General features: G+C 38.3%; 27 protein-coding genes. 2 read left to right on the plus strand and 25 right to left on the minus strand.

Annotation, left to right across the window (positions count from 1 at the left end; all coding sequences use genetic code 11):
- From BN990_RS21305 to BN990_RS21355, 12 genes are all read right to left on the minus strand, one after another.
- Window positions 1–337: hypothetical protein (locus BN990_RS21305; protein WP_038247510.1), on the minus strand; the 337-nt coding region annotated here is incomplete at its 3' end.
- Between the two features lie 4 nt (window positions 338–341).
- On the minus strand, window positions 342–1,538 hold the full coding sequence (locus BN990_RS23310; protein ID WP_051739404.1) for a hypothetical protein: 1,197 nt from the start codon (window positions 1,536–1,538) through the stop codon (window positions 342–344).
- A 64-nt stretch (window positions 1,539–1,602) separates the two neighbouring features.
- Window positions 1,603–1,791 (minus strand): hypothetical protein, encoded by a 189-nt coding sequence (locus BN990_RS21315; protein ID WP_038247511.1) that lies wholly within the window; start codon window positions 1,789–1,791, stop codon window positions 1,603–1,605.
- 31 nt (window positions 1,792–1,822) lie between these two features.
- Complete coding sequence (locus tag BN990_RS21320; RefSeq protein ID WP_038247512.1) at window positions 1,823–2,008, minus strand: hypothetical protein; 186 nt, start codon at window positions 2,006–2,008, stop codon at window positions 1,823–1,825.
- 62 nt (window positions 2,009–2,070) lie between these two features.
- A complete protein-coding gene (locus BN990_RS21325; protein ID WP_038247513.1) occupies window positions 2,071–2,292 on the minus strand; it encodes a hypothetical protein in 222 nt (73 codons plus the stop codon).
- A 181-nt stretch (window positions 2,293–2,473) separates the two neighbouring features.
- Complete coding sequence (locus tag BN990_RS23045) at window positions 2,474–2,614, minus strand: hypothetical protein (protein WP_187370484.1); 141 nt, start codon at window positions 2,612–2,614, stop codon at window positions 2,474–2,476.
- On the minus strand, window positions 2,605–2,742 hold the full coding sequence (locus tag BN990_RS23050; RefSeq protein WP_187370485.1) for a hypothetical protein: 138 nt from the start codon (window positions 2,740–2,742) through the stop codon (window positions 2,605–2,607). Before BN990_RS23050 ends, BN990_RS23045 begins: the two co-directional genes overlap by 10 nt.
- On the minus strand, window positions 2,735–2,917 hold the full coding sequence (locus BN990_RS21335) for a hypothetical protein (protein ID WP_038247515.1): 183 nt from the start codon (window positions 2,915–2,917) through the stop codon (window positions 2,735–2,737). Before BN990_RS21335 ends, BN990_RS23050 begins: the two co-directional genes overlap by 8 nt.
- Window positions 2,918–3,456: 539 nt before the next feature.
- Complete coding sequence (locus BN990_RS21710; RefSeq protein WP_051739421.1) at window positions 3,457–4,293, minus strand: helix-turn-helix domain-containing protein; 837 nt, start codon at window positions 4,291–4,293, stop codon at window positions 3,457–3,459.
- 13 nt (window positions 4,294–4,306) lie between these two features.
- Complete coding sequence (locus tag BN990_RS21345) at window positions 4,307–4,525, minus strand: ribbon-helix-helix protein, CopG family (protein WP_038247516.1); 219 nt, start codon at window positions 4,523–4,525, stop codon at window positions 4,307–4,309.
- Window positions 4,526–4,657: 132 nt separating this feature from the next.
- On the minus strand, window positions 4,658–4,933 hold the full coding sequence (locus BN990_RS21350) for a hypothetical protein (RefSeq protein ID WP_051739424.1): 276 nt from the start codon (window positions 4,931–4,933) through the stop codon (window positions 4,658–4,660).
- An 11-nt stretch (window positions 4,934–4,944) separates the two neighbouring features.
- The gene (locus tag BN990_RS21355) at window positions 4,945–5,487 is read right to left on the minus strand and encodes a site-specific integrase (RefSeq protein ID WP_038247517.1); all 543 of its coding nucleotides are present in this window, start codon (window positions 5,485–5,487) and stop codon (window positions 4,945–4,947) included.
- Window positions 5,488–5,729: 242 nt separating this feature from the next.
- Here BN990_RS21355 and BN990_RS21360 point away from each other — a divergent pair, with 242 nt between their 5' ends.
- Together BN990_RS21360 and hag are read left to right on the plus strand one after the other, a co-directional pair.
- A complete protein-coding gene (locus BN990_RS21360) occupies window positions 5,730–5,909 on the plus strand; it encodes a carbon storage regulator (protein WP_038247518.1) in 180 nt (59 codons plus the stop codon).
- A gap of 72 nt (window positions 5,910–5,981) precedes the next feature.
- On the plus strand, window positions 5,982–6,854 hold the full coding sequence (gene hag, locus BN990_RS21365; RefSeq protein WP_038247519.1) for a flagellin Hag: 873 nt from the start codon (window positions 5,982–5,984) through the stop codon (window positions 6,852–6,854).
- 134 nt (window positions 6,855–6,988) lie between these two features.
- Here hag and BN990_RS21370 read toward each other — a convergent pair whose 3' ends face one another.
- The 13 genes from BN990_RS21370 to BN990_RS23060 form a co-directional block, all read right to left on the minus strand.
- On the minus strand, window positions 6,989–7,507 hold the full coding sequence (locus tag BN990_RS21370) for a MerR family transcriptional regulator (RefSeq protein ID WP_038247520.1): 519 nt from the start codon (window positions 7,505–7,507) through the stop codon (window positions 6,989–6,991).
- A 239-nt stretch (window positions 7,508–7,746) separates the two neighbouring features.
- The gene (locus BN990_RS23320; protein ID WP_051739426.1) at window positions 7,747–8,415 is read right to left on the minus strand and encodes a lytic transglycosylase domain-containing protein; all 669 of its coding nucleotides are present in this window, start codon (window positions 8,413–8,415) and stop codon (window positions 7,747–7,749) included.
- Window positions 8,399–8,782, minus strand: a complete 384-nt coding sequence (locus tag BN990_RS21380; RefSeq protein WP_038247521.1) for a hypothetical protein — start codon at window positions 8,780–8,782, stop codon at window positions 8,399–8,401. The genes BN990_RS23320 and BN990_RS21380 overlap by 17 nt, the downstream gene beginning before the upstream one ends.
- Before the next feature lie 10 nt (window positions 8,783–8,792).
- Complete coding sequence (locus BN990_RS21385; protein ID WP_038247522.1) at window positions 8,793–9,104, minus strand: hypothetical protein; 312 nt, start codon at window positions 9,102–9,104, stop codon at window positions 8,793–8,795.
- Window positions 9,105–9,129: 25 nt separating this feature from the next.
- Window positions 9,130–9,465, minus strand: a complete 336-nt coding sequence (locus BN990_RS21390) for a hypothetical protein (RefSeq protein WP_038247523.1) — start codon at window positions 9,463–9,465, stop codon at window positions 9,130–9,132.
- Window positions 9,441–10,079, minus strand: a complete 639-nt coding sequence (locus BN990_RS21395) for a zonular occludens toxin domain-containing protein (protein ID WP_038247524.1) — start codon at window positions 10,077–10,079, stop codon at window positions 9,441–9,443. The genes BN990_RS21390 and BN990_RS21395 overlap by 25 nt, the downstream gene beginning before the upstream one ends.
- A complete protein-coding gene (locus tag BN990_RS21400; protein ID WP_038247525.1) occupies window positions 10,080–10,442 on the minus strand; it encodes a hypothetical protein in 363 nt (120 codons plus the stop codon).
- 72 nt (window positions 10,443–10,514) lie between these two features.
- On the minus strand, window positions 10,515–10,898 hold the full coding sequence (locus BN990_RS21405) for a hypothetical protein (protein ID WP_038247526.1): 384 nt from the start codon (window positions 10,896–10,898) through the stop codon (window positions 10,515–10,517).
- Window positions 10,898–11,041 (minus strand): hypothetical protein, encoded by a 144-nt coding sequence (locus tag BN990_RS22845; RefSeq protein ID WP_162178606.1) that lies wholly within the window; start codon window positions 11,039–11,041, stop codon window positions 10,898–10,900. The genes BN990_RS21405 and BN990_RS22845 overlap by 1 nt, the downstream gene beginning before the upstream one ends.
- The gene (locus BN990_RS21410; RefSeq protein ID WP_337588265.1) at window positions 11,035–11,253 is read right to left on the minus strand and encodes a hypothetical protein; all 219 of its coding nucleotides are present in this window, start codon (window positions 11,251–11,253) and stop codon (window positions 11,035–11,037) included. Before BN990_RS21410 ends, BN990_RS22845 begins: the two co-directional genes overlap by 7 nt.
- Before the next feature lie 65 nt (window positions 11,254–11,318).
- Window positions 11,319–11,768, minus strand: coding sequence for a hypothetical protein (locus BN990_RS21415; protein WP_038247528.1), 450 nt, complete (start codon window positions 11,766–11,768; stop codon window positions 11,319–11,321).
- Window positions 11,768–11,935, minus strand: a complete 168-nt coding sequence (locus BN990_RS23055) for a hypothetical protein (RefSeq protein ID WP_187370486.1) — start codon at window positions 11,933–11,935, stop codon at window positions 11,768–11,770. Before BN990_RS23055 ends, BN990_RS21415 begins: the two co-directional genes overlap by 1 nt.
- A gap of 3 nt (window positions 11,936–11,938) precedes the next feature.
- Window positions 11,939–12,859 (minus strand): hypothetical protein (locus BN990_RS23060; protein ID WP_222860461.1); only part of this gene is annotated, 921 nt, incomplete at its 5' end.

Consider the following 12,859-nt stretch of genomic DNA (forward strand, 5'->3'; position numbering starts at 1 on the left):
TATCAAACTGAAAAGTTTTTTCTATTGAGTTCTCAAATACTACTGTCATAGTCAAGTATCGATTATGCGCATTTGTTGCAGATATATAGAATTTTTCTAAGTCAACTGGACTCGCAAAATCGATATATAGTTTGTCGTCAGTCGTCAAACTTACATATGAACTTAAATTATTATCTTTAAGCTTATTTTTTAAATTATCATCTTTTATGATGTAATCATCATCTAGCAAACCATTTTCATAATTGTATGGTTTCGGGCTTGAAACTTCTTCCGCAAACGCTAATGTAGGAAAAAGCATAGCTATAATAAATCCTAAGAAAAGCAATCTTAGTTTCATAAATTCACCCCCCTTTATTCGGCATTGGTGCTTCTACGTTGCTTTTACCTGGCGTTGGTGCTTGTGTATTGTCTCTCCCTGGTATTGGTGCTTGGTTGCTATCATTACCAGGCATTGGAAACGACGAATTATTTTCACCTGGTATAGGGAACTCATTTTCACTATCTCCTGGCGTTGGATAGGGGTTGCTTGGTTCGCCTGGTGTCGGCGCAGGGTTTTCCGGTTCTTCTGGTTTTGGCGCTTCGTTTTCTGGCTCGTTTGGCGTTGGTGCAGGATTATCCGGATCGGACGGAGAAGGGACAGGGTTTTCCGGTTCTTCCGGATTCTCTGGCGTCGGGTTTTCCGGTTCTTCTGGTTCCGGGGCTTCTCCCTCTACGTCAGGAACCTCCGGCGCTTCTAAGTCACCCTCTTCCGGTTCAAACGTTTCTTGATCGGGCATACTTTCAATTGGGTCTAATATGTCAAACCCTCCCGACTCATCTTCACGCTCTTTAATCTTTTCGCCGTCTTTTATGTCGCTATCATCAAATCCCTCTAAGCCACTATCTTGTCCAGTTGGCTTTTTTAAATCTCCATCATCTAAAGAACCAGGAGAATCGGGCTTACTCGGAAGGCTTGGCGCTCTACCTAATAAATCTTTCATATCCTGTTTTATTCTGGGGGCAATCGTATCCCGAAAAGTCCCGGCTACTTCGTCCCAGTCTGGGGGAGAAGGTATTTTCCCAATAATGCTATCAATTTTCCCCATGTATTCACCCCACCCAGGGCAATTAATAAAACCGCATCCTTCACAACCACCAGAACCGCCGTCATTACCTCCACCGCCACCATCGTCATCACCACTACCACATATTCCGACGTCACTGGGATTCTGAACTCCGGATACTGTGATGCTATCAGTCGCTAATATACTTCCATTAGAATCCCGATACTCCCACGAAATATCCCCATTACAACGCAAATAAACGCCGTCCATATTCACGTCTTCGGTATCTACTCTTGAAATGCCTTTAGTATTATTCGTATAACGAATAGAGCTAACTTGACTTATTGATGATGACCAATGAAGTTGGTAACCATCTGCACTAGAATTAAAGCCATGCGATTGTACATAGGGTGAAGTTATGGCAGCGTGTGCGATCATAGAAGGAAAAAGCGATATAACAATCACTAGAGCAGTTAGTATTTTAATCTTCTTCATTTCTCTTCACCTTCTAAATAAAAAACCGGGTGGATAGCTTCTGACTATCTACCCGGTTTTTAAACTAGCGCCCACGCGCTGCACTGAAACTGTTTCGGATAAGTGCAATCATCTTCGGTACAAATACGAATGCTAAAGCTAGTAGCACGAAGCTTCCGATAAATCCTAGTAATCCATTTCCAGATGCCACTAAGTCAGTTACACTAAACGGCATTGATAACCCCGTCCAGTCAATTGCTGCTCCTATTGTCATAATTGAAAACCTCCTTTAATTTTTTAATGTATTATTTTCCGCGTGCTGCGCTGAAACTATTTCGAATAAGTGCGATCATCTTCGGTACAAATACGAATGCTAAAGCTAGTAACACGAAGCTTCCGATAAATCCTAGCAATCCATTACCAGACTGTACTAAGTCGGTAACAGTAAATGGCATTGATAATCCAGACCAATCAATTGCATTTCCTTCCATAAAAAGAAACCTCCCTTATAATGATGTTTTATAATATCGAGGTGTCCCCGATTATTAACAAGTTAGTATCTTCTGATCTCGTAGTCCTCACCATCATCTACGCTTCGGCGTTCTACCTCGTCGTCATTCGCTGTTTTAACGGTTTTGATTATAATACCTAGTAACAAACCTGCTGCCGCAACAGCAACAACTATCATTACGCCGGGTTGAATAGATTGTAGAAGCATCTTGACGAATCCCCAAAATTCCCCCATGTTCTGATTCGTCCAAAAGTCAACTCTCATTACCTACTCACTCCCTCGACGCTTTCACCGCTCGTATAACAACAAGAAGCAACATACCCACAGCGACTATTGCCACGATTATTAGTAGAAACGGCGCAACGGTTCGGATAAAAAAACCAAAAGAATCCCAAAAAAATGACCAATCCCATACTCCGGATAAATTCATTTTCAATCTCCTTCCTTACAATTTTGTTTTTTGATATACATCAATAGCCGTAAACAAAATAGCAAGGAACACAGCCCAGCTAATTAATACAGCCATAATATCCAGGTTGCCAAACAGAACTTTGAAGGCTTGCGCCATTAATCCGCCTACCTCCATTTTTCCGTACCCCTAGAAATGGCTGAAATTAATAGGTTTGAAACAGAAGACAAGAGCAACCCGGCAGATATGAACACGATATAAACGATAGCAATGTCTTTAATCGTATAGTCTACTACCTCATACATCTTGACGCCCTCCTATAACTCGGCTGATAAGCATAAAAATTAATATAGCGCATAGTAAGGTAGTAGTAAGTAGATCACCTAGAGTGACCTCATGAATGATATGTATTTCTCCTTGATCGGTAACAATCCTTGTCATTTCCCGGACGTCTACCGGAACTACTACTTGTTCATCCATATATTTCTACTCCTTTGAAAATCAAAAAGGGTTTAGCGCTTTTACCACGCTAAACCCTTTATATACCACTTTACCTATATGCAGAAAAATTGTATAATCTTCATATAGTTGTAGTGATTTATTCGGCTGCAAGGTAATGCGATACCTGTAGTCCTTCACAAGTGTTGGCGCACCTGTGATGACTGCAACTATTTTCTTATGCTTTTTTGTATGGGTTAAATTTACCATAGTGGTTTCGGGTTGTCTATGCCAAAACTACTATATTTATGCCAAAACTTTCCGAAGCTCTGAAAATCGAAAAGTTGAATTTCTGTGATTATGAGATTCGGGAATAACAGCATAAATATATTCATATTGATTAGTGAATGACCTGTACAAACGAGATTTTTTGACAGTTGATAGCGTGCAGAATTAAATATATATATTATATTTAAAAACCGCACGTTTTTGCCCTGTTTTTGCCAGGGTAAAATAGATATTGCAGATAACCCCAATTATCCGCAATATTCATATAATCCTATTGGTTAATAATCAATGGTCTATGCTTCTAGCCAGTTAAATTCTAGTACGGAGACACGATTTTCTCTTTCAGCATCTTCTAGTTTCTTTTCTTGTGCTTTTTGATCGCTGTATTGTCTCTTTGCTTTTGTTTGACTGGTCTTTCTTTTTAATCCCCCAACAAAGTAAGATGCAAAGTCGAAAATAGTATCATATTCTAGTTTTTTCATCATGTGTTCATATTGACTTAAAACATCATCCATATTAAATTCAGTTACTCCCTGGTTGTACATAGTTGTTTTTATTTCATTGATTGTTTCTTTATCAATGTTTTTCCCCTGAAGAAATTTATCCAATTCAGACATGAAAAGATTCTCTTTATTTTCTTCTTCTTCTTTAAAACCTGTTAATGATGAAACCCTATTACTGTTAGTACGTAATTTTTTCCCACTTTCATTTTGCAAGCTGGATTTTTTACCGTCCGGTAAATTTTGCGGGTTGGTTTTTTCCGTACTGTATTTTTTACTGGTTGGTTGTTTTTCTTCTTTTGGATGAGGTACAGCTTCAATGAAGTACAGATTGTTGTCAAATTTTCCTTTATCTTTCCTTTTCTCGATAGTTATGTACCCTTTATTTATTAATTGTTTCCGGTGCTTATAATAGGTTTTTTCTGATTTAATACCTAGTTCTTTCATCATTAATTCAACGCCAGGGAATGCCGTTCTTTCTCCGTCTTTCCCCACTCCTGCAAAAGAACAAATATATGCATAGATTGATTTTGCTTGCGGCGAAAGGTCTCTGTCTCTCATTACTTTTTGCGCTATTAAACCATACCCGTTTTCATATATCGTTCCTCGGAACTGAATTACTGTATCCATTCTCAACTCTCCTTTAATTGTTTGATTCTTTTTTGATATTTTCTCTATGTTCCGGGTTTAAAAGATCTGCGAAAATAAAAGAGCCTTTTTCTCTGTAGTTAGCCACCATTGATGATGCAGCTAGTTTTATTAGATGATTTACAGATAATCCCGTTTCCTTTCCCATTTCTTTTAATTCTTCTTTCAGTTTATCCGGTAATAAAATAGTTGTATTTGACATCTTTTGAGCCAAAAAATAACCCCCTTAGTAAAATTTGGTATAAAAGTATTATATACGTTTTATAAACGTAATACAAGACCAATAAAAAGTTAAAGGGATTATTTTCTGTTTATGCAATTGTCTATAGTCAATATTTGGTATATACTACATATGCACTAAGGGGTTGTTCTGGAAACCTGCCGGTTTTGAATGGGTTTGACTAATCCATTTTTCTAGATCGTCCCTGGTGCATCCATGTTTTTTTAAATCCTCGGGAAGCTTGCTTATATCGTTTTTCCACTCTATTAAATTATTCCTTGCTTTTTCTAATCTACCAAAAGCATACAATGTTCGTTTCTTTGTTCCGTATCTGATACGCCCGTCGTATTTACGTAGATATAAATAGTAAACTCCCTTTGATTTGGTTTTTTCAATATACAAAAAATCACTCCTTAAAGATTAAAATCATTGAGCGCTTCGTCTATTTCATCCTGGTTAATTCCTATATATCTTTTGGTAATAGATGGCGACGAATGATTAAAAATTTCTTGCAGCAAAGCCACATCTTTTGATCTTTTATAAAAGTGATAACCAAACGTTTTTCGCATGGTATGAGTTCCTATCTCTTGAATCCCTACCTCTTTTGCAGCTTCATTCAAAATGTTATAAGCCTGTATCCTTTTAATAGGGTTATTAGACCGATAGGACTTAAATAAAAAATCCCCTTCATTCATTCCGGTTGTATAGCTATCTATGTGTTTTTGAAGCTCTCTGTTTATAAGAAACCTTTTTCTCTTGTCTGTTTTCTTCTCTTTTATTGTTATATGTTCTTTGTCTACCACATCCTCCATTTTTAAATTCAACATATCGCTAACACGTAATCCGGTATTAATGCCTAAAACAAACAAGAATACATTTCTACTACCTTTCTTTGCTAACACCCTTTTCATTTCTTCTATTTTTTCCTTGTCTCGAATTGGTTGTACCTCGTTCATTTTTTAAGCCCTCCGTATACGTATTTTTTAACCGATATGTTTAATACTCTAAACATTATTATCGGTTATGTTTATTAAATTGTTAAGAAAAAAATTCCATTTTCTTTAAAGCCTTATGTACCAACATTTTATTAGATTTCGCTTATTAAACAAAACAAACATTGTGTTTAATAACGTTCGTTGTTTAAATTTATTTTATTTCATCCGATATAAAATACAAATCATCAAGGAGGATGAAAAGCATGGCGTTAACACTTGGAAGAAAACCAGGCGAAAAAGTCATTTTAAGAGATTCGCAAGGAAGCGAAATTGTGATCGAAGTTGTTGAAAAAGATAAACAGCTCCGCAACTTCACCCAACTACGAATTAATGCGCCAAAGGAATTTTCCATTATTCGTGGTGAACTGGATAATAACCTTTAAAGGTTGTTATATATAGCAAAGTAAATGGATGTACTTTGCAAAAAAATAAAAAAACATGGAGGTAGATTAATAATGATTATTAATCACAACATTGCGGCGCTAAATACGCACCGACAACTATCTAGCAACAACGGGGCAGTACAAAATTCATTGGAAAAGCTTTCTTCTGGTCTTCAAATTAACAAAGCCGGAGACGATGCAGCAGGGTTGGCGATTTCCGAAAAAATGCGTGGTCAAATTCGCGGTTTGGAAATGGCTTCTAAGAACTCACAAGATGGTATTTCATTAATCCAAACGGCAGAAGGCGCCTTAAATGAATCGCATGCAATTTTACAGCGTATGCGTGAATTAACTGTACAAGCTTCTAACACAGGAACACAGGAAACGGAAGACTTGGAAGCAATTCAAGATGAAATTGGTTCACTTATTCAAGAATTAGGTGGAACAGGAGAAAGTCAAGGTATCTCCGACCGTACAGAGTTCAACGGTAAAACGCTGCTAAATGGTGATCTATCTACTGATGGCGTCACTTTCCAGGTTGGCGCTAATGCCGGCCAACAATTAACTGTTGAAATTGCTGATATGAGTGCAGAAGGCTTAGGTGTTAATGAAATATCTGTTGTGGCAGAAGGTGAAAGTGGAGAAAGTGAAGCTTTAGACTCTGCCGGCTATGATGCTATATTGACAAGCATTGACGAAGCAATTAACAAAGTTTCTACACAGCGTTCTGATCTTGGTGCTGTTCAAAACCGTTTAGAACACACAATTAATAACCTGGGTGCATCTGCCGAGAATTTAACGGCTGCCGAATCTCGTATTCGTGACGTTGATATGGCTAAAGAAATGATGAACTTTACGAAAAACAACATTCTGACACAGGCTGCGCAAAGTATGTTAGCGCAAGCTAACCAACAACCGCAAGGCGTTTTACAATTACTACGTTAATTCATATAGAAAGCCTGTCCTTATCAAGGGCAGGCTTTTATTATCAACCACCACACCACCACGCTTGATATAGCAAGGGTTAAGTCGTGTCCACCACCTAGCAACCACCATCTATAAAAATGAAACTACCCATTTCATTTATGCTTCTTCTTCCAAAACCGCCACCATCTTTTTTTGTTTGCTTCTTCCTTTTCCTGCGATGCTGCAAGTAGCTTCCTTGTTTCTTGCATTTCGTTGACCGTGTTCATTAATGCTTTATCTCGTTTATCAAGAGAGTTTTTAATATAGTCTTGCTGCTCTTGCATTTGGTTCAAAAGCTCCCTGTTAAACCGTTCCTGTTGTTCTTTAAATTCATTGAATTGCTGCTCTATGCTCTTAACTGGTGGTTGTTTGGTGGTTTCTTCTTTTTCCTCTCCAACCCCTATAGGAAAATCCTTCGCTAGAGCGTTCTCAATCTCTATTGCTTCGTAATCATCGGCGTAAAGGGCAGCAATTCTATTTAAGACCTCAACGGAATCAGGATGAAACTTTTTCCCTCGGCTACGTTTTTCAAATCGAAAGTAATTAATAAATTTGTTGGTATAACGTCTTACTGTTGTTTCCGGTATTCCTGTAACCTCGCTTAATTGACTGATAGAAAGCCATTTGTCCACGTTACCACCTCTTAATGATTATCATCCAGTGACCACCATCCGGCAAGCCACCATCCATATAATAAAGACTATCAAAACAGGCGAAAACGTGAAAGGGACAACTTATTTAAAAAGTCGCCCGGTAAATTTACCTATGATTCTATTTTTAATACGCTGCTTTACCCTTCCGCGCCTTATGGCGTTAATATCCCCCAGGTATTTTGCTGTTTTGTATAAGAGTGTTCTAATTTTCCCTATGCTCATTTATTCATTTCTCCTATCTCCCTATATTTTTCAGCTTTCGCCATCACATCTATTCCGTACTTTGTTGATCTGTTATAAGCAAAGAGCGCCTTTGTAATATGTCCATTTGCTGCACCACTTGCAGCAAGATAATTCGCTGCTGAATAAACCGAATCTGATAAACTATAAGGGTCTGCCTTGCCGTCTCCGTCTGCATCCACGCCGTAATATTCCCATGTCCCAGGCATAAACTGCATATGTCCCAACGCCCCGACACTTGAAATCATTGTTGGATGCGTGGAGAAAGATGTTTCTACATCATGAATTGCTGCAAGTAAAGCCCAATCTATGTGATATTCTTTTGCTGCTGCCTTATATAGCTCAATATGAGGCAAGGCATTATCATAATCTACGGTGTAAGATGGATCTGCAACGCTTAATTGCATGACGTTGTTTTGGTTCTCAATTGCTTTTTGGTATGCCCGTTGATATGCAGCAAGTTCATTTTCTTTCCTGGATAACTCAATCAATCTTTCTTTATCCTTAGTCTGTTCGATTTCCTGCTCGATCTTTTGCAACTTATCATCATAGTAGGATTTACTTTCTTGTAATTCGCTTGCAGCAGCAACGCTTGGAAACAATAATAGAGCGATTAACCCTATAACAACCTTACGCATGTACAACATCAAGCAACCCCTTTGTCCGATCTCGTATGCAATACAGTGTATTAATTAGTTGCTTGTCTTCCTCTAACATATTCCCGGATTGTTCTGCGGTATTTTGTAGCATAGGGACGTAATTTTCCAGGTAACTAGAAATCATTTTTATTTCTTTTATATTAAAATGATAATCTCTTAATACTTCGCCTTGATCTTCTTCGGTTTGCTCGATCTCAATCTCCAGGACTTCTTTTACTTCGTCAAATGATGAAAGTAATTCCTTGCTTTCAACTTTGTTGTAATTGCGTTTAAAAGTATTTCTTACGTTCTTCCTACTAATAGCCATTTGCAGCAACAATACAGAAGATTCTATTCTGTTCATTCGTAAAAGCATGTAACCCCTCCTATGTTATTTTTCTTCTAAGTTCCTCTTTTTTAAATCTTTCTTGGTATTCTTTTTTGTGAACTAAAAAATTAAATGTTTTAATTAAAGCTAACGGGGCTATACCGCCCAAAAATAATATAAATGCTAACGGCAAAGCAAAGTCGGTAGTATCCGCTCCAGGTGTCTCTTGTATCATTTTAATTGCTTCAGCAAATGCCGTTTCATGTATTAGCACCTCTACCAATCTATATACTACATATAGCCCCGTGCCTAAAGCTAATAACGGGATGATCTTATCCATGATAACGACTGCCCTTTTTAGTTTCACCATTGTTACATATCCCCTTTTTCCATCATTAAATTGTTTCTAAGTATTGATAAAGCTTCCTTTCCTCGCCTTTCGTTAGTTCGTTCGGCTTCATGAGAAAAAAAGATTTTCTACCGATCTTTATTTTGCGATCAACGCCGAATTGTTTCGCTCGTTGCCAATGGATACAAGACCATGGCAGCAAGATGAACCCTTGACGTTTCGCTAAGTCCTCAGCAACTTCTAATGTTTGAAAGAAACTAAATACCTGGACCTTCTTTGCATAAGCAACGACATTCAATGTTTCCGGGTACAAATAAGGCAATGTCCGAGGGTCTTTATCTTTGTAATCTTTTGGAATTAACGTGATGTTTGATACGTCCATAGTCTTTGCTTCCCCCTTGCTTTATCATGTATATCGTTCAAGGTATTAAAGAACTCATTTCCTTCTTTTTCTGTTCCTGGCAATGGGAAACCTGTAACCATGTTCCAGGAATCATACAGACCGATCTTAAATATCTTTTTAGCTTTCCACATTGGAATAAATTGCGTATGCATGAATTGCCTTGTTTGATAGTCCATGAAGTGCAATTGAAATCCTTTGTTTCCGATCTTCCTAGTTGTCACTAAAACCTCTATAATGTCACGTATTCGACTGTCAACGTTATTGATCGACGGGCTGCAATATATTTGCAATGACTTCATTTTCCTAGTGAACATTAAAACCTCTGTAGCAACCCCCGATCCGTATCTACTCCATTTACGATTACTAAATGCCATCTGTGCTTCATCCCAGCAAATAATACTCCCTTGCGATTCTGCTACCTTGTACCAATCCGTATAATGGGTCATAGGTAGACTGTCAACTAATTCATAGTTGCTAAACAATTGCACGCTGCCGCCTTTTGCTTCTGTCTTTTGCTTCCAATGATGCGCTAACAGAGACATGAGGAACGTTTTTCCTGCTCCAAGTCCTCCCTGGATAAACATGTGATGCATTTACTTTTTCATTCCTTTCTCTGCCATAATGATTGGTTTCGGTGGTTTCGGAATGAGAGCTTCGATTGTATCCAGGTAATAGTCCGGATTGGCGACGTCCGTTTTCCCTTGCTTTGTAATATAGTCATATAACGCCTTGTAAGGGTTTTTGTCTCCATGAAGGTATTCATTCTCCCCTAAACGTTTCAAAAGCATGAGCGCCTTTATTTGCGGTTCTCGCAAGTTCTGTGACTTGCTTTGCATTTCTTCGATAACTTGTTTTACGTCGGAAATGTGCTGCACCTGGGGGAATAAGTCATCACTTATAACCCCTTGCAGCTTTTCGGCGTTTGTTGCTTCATTGACACCTTGATTATTTTGCATTTATTGAACAACTCCCTACAAAAAAGTATTTCATTTCGTCTGAATGCTCCTGTGCAACATCAAAAAAATGAATTATCCTGCTACAACCGCAATAACAATGATAGCGATAAAAATTAGTCCGAAAAGCAAGCCTTTCGTCCAATCAATAGAACTCGGTAATATTGGCGGTTGGTATGCGGTAATTTGTGTTAAAACGGTATTCATTTCTAATTGCGCCAAACGTTCCGTTTCTGTGATTGATCGAGACGGCGCACGATAAAAGAAGTTTCTCCCGTCTCTCCCTACCGTAATTTCACAATCTGATAAAGGTACTTTATACACTCCGGCCACTATTACGCTATCGTCAGTAACAGACGTTACGGTATTTATGTCACTTGTTTTTTTATCATTATCAAAAATAATTAATACGTCAGTTGTATCTAGTGTAAATTCGTCTTCCTCTTTTTTTCTAAACATTACCTAACCCCCGTTTTCTTTTTCCTTTTTGTTTGCTTGCTATTGCTACGTTGTACGATCTTCCAGGATACAAATGCTATACTTGCAACTCCGGCAGCCGTACCAGCTCCTACTACGTACATATACATAAATGCGTCTACCACCATTTCGCCCCCTCTTTAACTGCATAATATATCCGCATGATTGACCTAAACATCAATAGTGTTCCTAGTAGCACAGTAGAGACCAATATAGAGGAGATAACCAACTGGAATGCAGTCGGCATATCTCCGAAAACCTTTAAATATTGTCCTACGTCCAACCCTTGAGCCGTAACCATTTGCGCTTCTCTTAATTTCTCGATAGCTAGATTCAAAAAACCAATAGGTGGTTGAAAGATTTCATCTATAAAACTTTTTATTGTTCCGTATATATCAATAATTAATCGCCCCCGACTCTAATAGAGGATAGTAATTTGATCGCTGAAACCGCCGTAGTAAACCAAACAAGGAAAAGCAATATATATGCAACTGGCGTTAATTGCATAGGTTCTAATGCGGTGAATAGTCTCCCGATAACGTCGCTATAACCATTACCGCTTGAGCCTGTGGGACTATAAGATAAACTTGCAAGCGTCCGACCGAATCCAACGATTAACGACCAAAGCATTTGACCGGCTTCGAGTAATACTTGGAACAATTTGACGCCAAGAACTCCGATCATATAAATGAAATATAGCAACCCCTGTATTAATGCAATGAATAACTCTATTAAAAAGACGATTACATCAACAATTGTCTGTATAAAGTCTTTAATTCCGTCGATTATCCAGGTGGCAACTTGCCATAGAATTTCAAATAGCTTCCCAAATGCATCACCAATGATTCCCATTAGTAGCTAGTCCTCCGGCTGCCTTTTGAGTCAACCGTACTTATAATCAACTCTATCAAGCGATCTCCGAATTGTATTACCATCATTAACAAGAGAAAAGGGGCAAGGTATAGCATGTAACCGCCAAAAACTATATCAGCTATACCTTGTAACAGTTCACCATTCATCTACTAACCCCCCTTTATCTGTCTATCTCTTATTCTCGGTTGTCTTCCTTCTCTCGTTTGTCGTCCATTTACAGCCAAGTTCATTTGCCTGTCTGTTACTTTTGGCTGTTTTCCGATACGTTCCGCTCGTCCATCGCCAGGAACTGAATTACTTGCATTTTCAGTATTCGCTCCTCGTATAGCAGCAATAACTTTCGGAACAAAAATAAATGACAAAGCCAAGAGAACAAAACCGCCAATTAAGGCTAATAGACCGTTTCCGGATTTTATAAGATCACCAACTCCAAAAGGCATTTCCATATCGCTAGTATCTACTAATGGAGGTTTAGGTACTTTTGTCTGTACTGTGACACCATTTGATTCCATACCGCCGTACATGGTAGTGACTTTGTATTGATATTCGTTTTCCGGTTCAATGCTTAAATCGCTAAACTCCGTTCCATTTGTTTCAAAAATGGGCTTGTATTCTTCCGCAGCATGTACTTTCATTGGAGAAAACGGATTTATATTAAAAGCCGTTGTTCCCCCTAAGTTGCGCCTATAAATCACTGCTTTATCAAAATACTTGCCTGGGTTTTTCCAAGACAAATCCACTCTTTCGTCTGTTGAACTTACTTCCAAGTTTTTTACTTCTTGTAAATCCTCCGAAGTTTCCGGTGGTGGTGTGTTGGTTGGGTCGTCCGGGTATTCGTCTTCGCTGTCGGGTATTCCATCCCCGTCGCTGTCCGGTTCTTCTGGCATTTGTGAATCGTCATATGTGCCAAAAAACTCCACTTCCTCAACTACTCTGTAACTATTATTTTCCAAGATGTAAAACTCAACCCGAGTGACTCCCGTTTCCTGTAAATCGAAATAATAACCATCTTTGTTATCAAACTGAAAAGTTTTTTCTATTGAGTTCTCAAATACTACTGTCATAGTCAA

The organism is Virgibacillus salexigens (assembly GCF_000723585.1).
Classification (GTDB): domain Bacteria; phylum Bacillota; class Bacilli; order Bacillales; family Amphibacillaceae; genus Virgibacillus; species Virgibacillus salexigens.

What these genes read in the sequence shown, in the direction of transcription:
- BN990_RS23310 (WP_051739404.1), bottom strand. Translation starts at nt 1,538, where the DNA reads ATGAAGAAGATTAAAATACTAACTGCTCTAGTGATTGTTATATCGCTT.
- BN990_RS21315 (WP_038247511.1), bottom strand. Translation starts at nt 1,791, where the DNA reads ATGACAATAGGAGCAGCAATTGACTGGACGGGGTTATCAATGCCGTTT.
- BN990_RS21320 (WP_038247512.1), bottom strand. Translation starts at nt 2,008, where the DNA reads ATGGAAGGAAATGCAATTGATTGGTCTGGATTATCAATGCCATTTACT.
- BN990_RS21325 (WP_038247513.1), bottom strand. Translation starts at nt 2,292, where the DNA reads ATGAGAGTTGACTTTTGGACGAATCAGAACATGGGGGAATTTTGGGGA.
- BN990_RS23045 (WP_187370484.1), bottom strand. Translation starts at nt 2,614, where the DNA reads ATGGAGGTAGGCGGATTAATGGCGCAAGCCTTCAAAGTTCTGTTTGGC.
- BN990_RS23050 (WP_187370485.1), bottom strand. Translation starts at nt 2,742, where the DNA reads ATGTATGAGGTAGTAGACTATACGATTAAAGACATTGCTATCGTTTAT.
- BN990_RS21335 (WP_038247515.1), bottom strand. Translation starts at nt 2,917, where the DNA reads ATGGATGAACAAGTAGTAGTTCCGGTAGACGTCCGGGAAATGACAAGG.
- BN990_RS21710 (WP_051739421.1), bottom strand. Translation starts at nt 4,293, where the DNA reads ATGGATACAGTAATTCAGTTCCGAGGAACGATATATGAAAACGGGTAT.
- BN990_RS21355 (WP_038247517.1), bottom strand. Translation starts at nt 5,487, where the DNA reads ATGAACGAGGTACAACCAATTCGAGACAAGGAAAAAATAGAAGAAATG.
- BN990_RS21360 (WP_038247518.1), top strand. Translation starts at nt 5,730, where the DNA reads ATGGCGTTAACACTTGGAAGAAAACCAGGCGAAAAAGTCATTTTAAGA.
- hag (WP_038247519.1), top strand. Translation starts at nt 5,982, where the DNA reads ATGATTATTAATCACAACATTGCGGCGCTAAATACGCACCGACAACTA.
- BN990_RS23320 (WP_051739426.1), bottom strand. Translation starts at nt 8,415, where the DNA reads ATGTTGTACATGCGTAAGGTTGTTATAGGGTTAATCGCTCTATTATTG.
- BN990_RS21380 (WP_038247521.1), bottom strand. Translation starts at nt 8,782, where the DNA reads ATGCTTTTACGAATGAACAGAATAGAATCTTCTGTATTGTTGCTGCAA.
- BN990_RS21385 (WP_038247522.1), bottom strand. Translation starts at nt 9,104, where the DNA reads ATGGTGAAACTAAAAAGGGCAGTCGTTATCATGGATAAGATCATCCCG.
- BN990_RS21390 (WP_038247523.1), bottom strand. Translation starts at nt 9,465, where the DNA reads ATGGACGTATCAAACATCACGTTAATTCCAAAAGATTACAAAGATAAA.
- BN990_RS21395 (WP_038247524.1), bottom strand. Translation starts at nt 10,079, where the DNA reads ATGCATCACATGTTTATCCAGGGAGGACTTGGAGCAGGAAAAACGTTC.
- BN990_RS21400 (WP_038247525.1), bottom strand. Translation starts at nt 10,442, where the DNA reads ATGCAAAATAATCAAGGTGTCAATGAAGCAACAAACGCCGAAAAGCTG.
- BN990_RS21405 (WP_038247526.1), bottom strand. Translation starts at nt 10,898, where the DNA reads ATGTTTAGAAAAAAAGAGGAAGACGAATTTACACTAGATACAACTGAC.
- BN990_RS21415 (WP_038247528.1), bottom strand. Translation starts at nt 11,768, where the DNA reads ATGGGAATCATTGGTGATGCATTTGGGAAGCTATTTGAAATTCTATGG.
- BN990_RS23055 (WP_187370486.1), bottom strand. Translation starts at nt 11,935, where the DNA reads ATGAATGGTGAACTGTTACAAGGTATAGCTGATATAGTTTTTGGCGGT.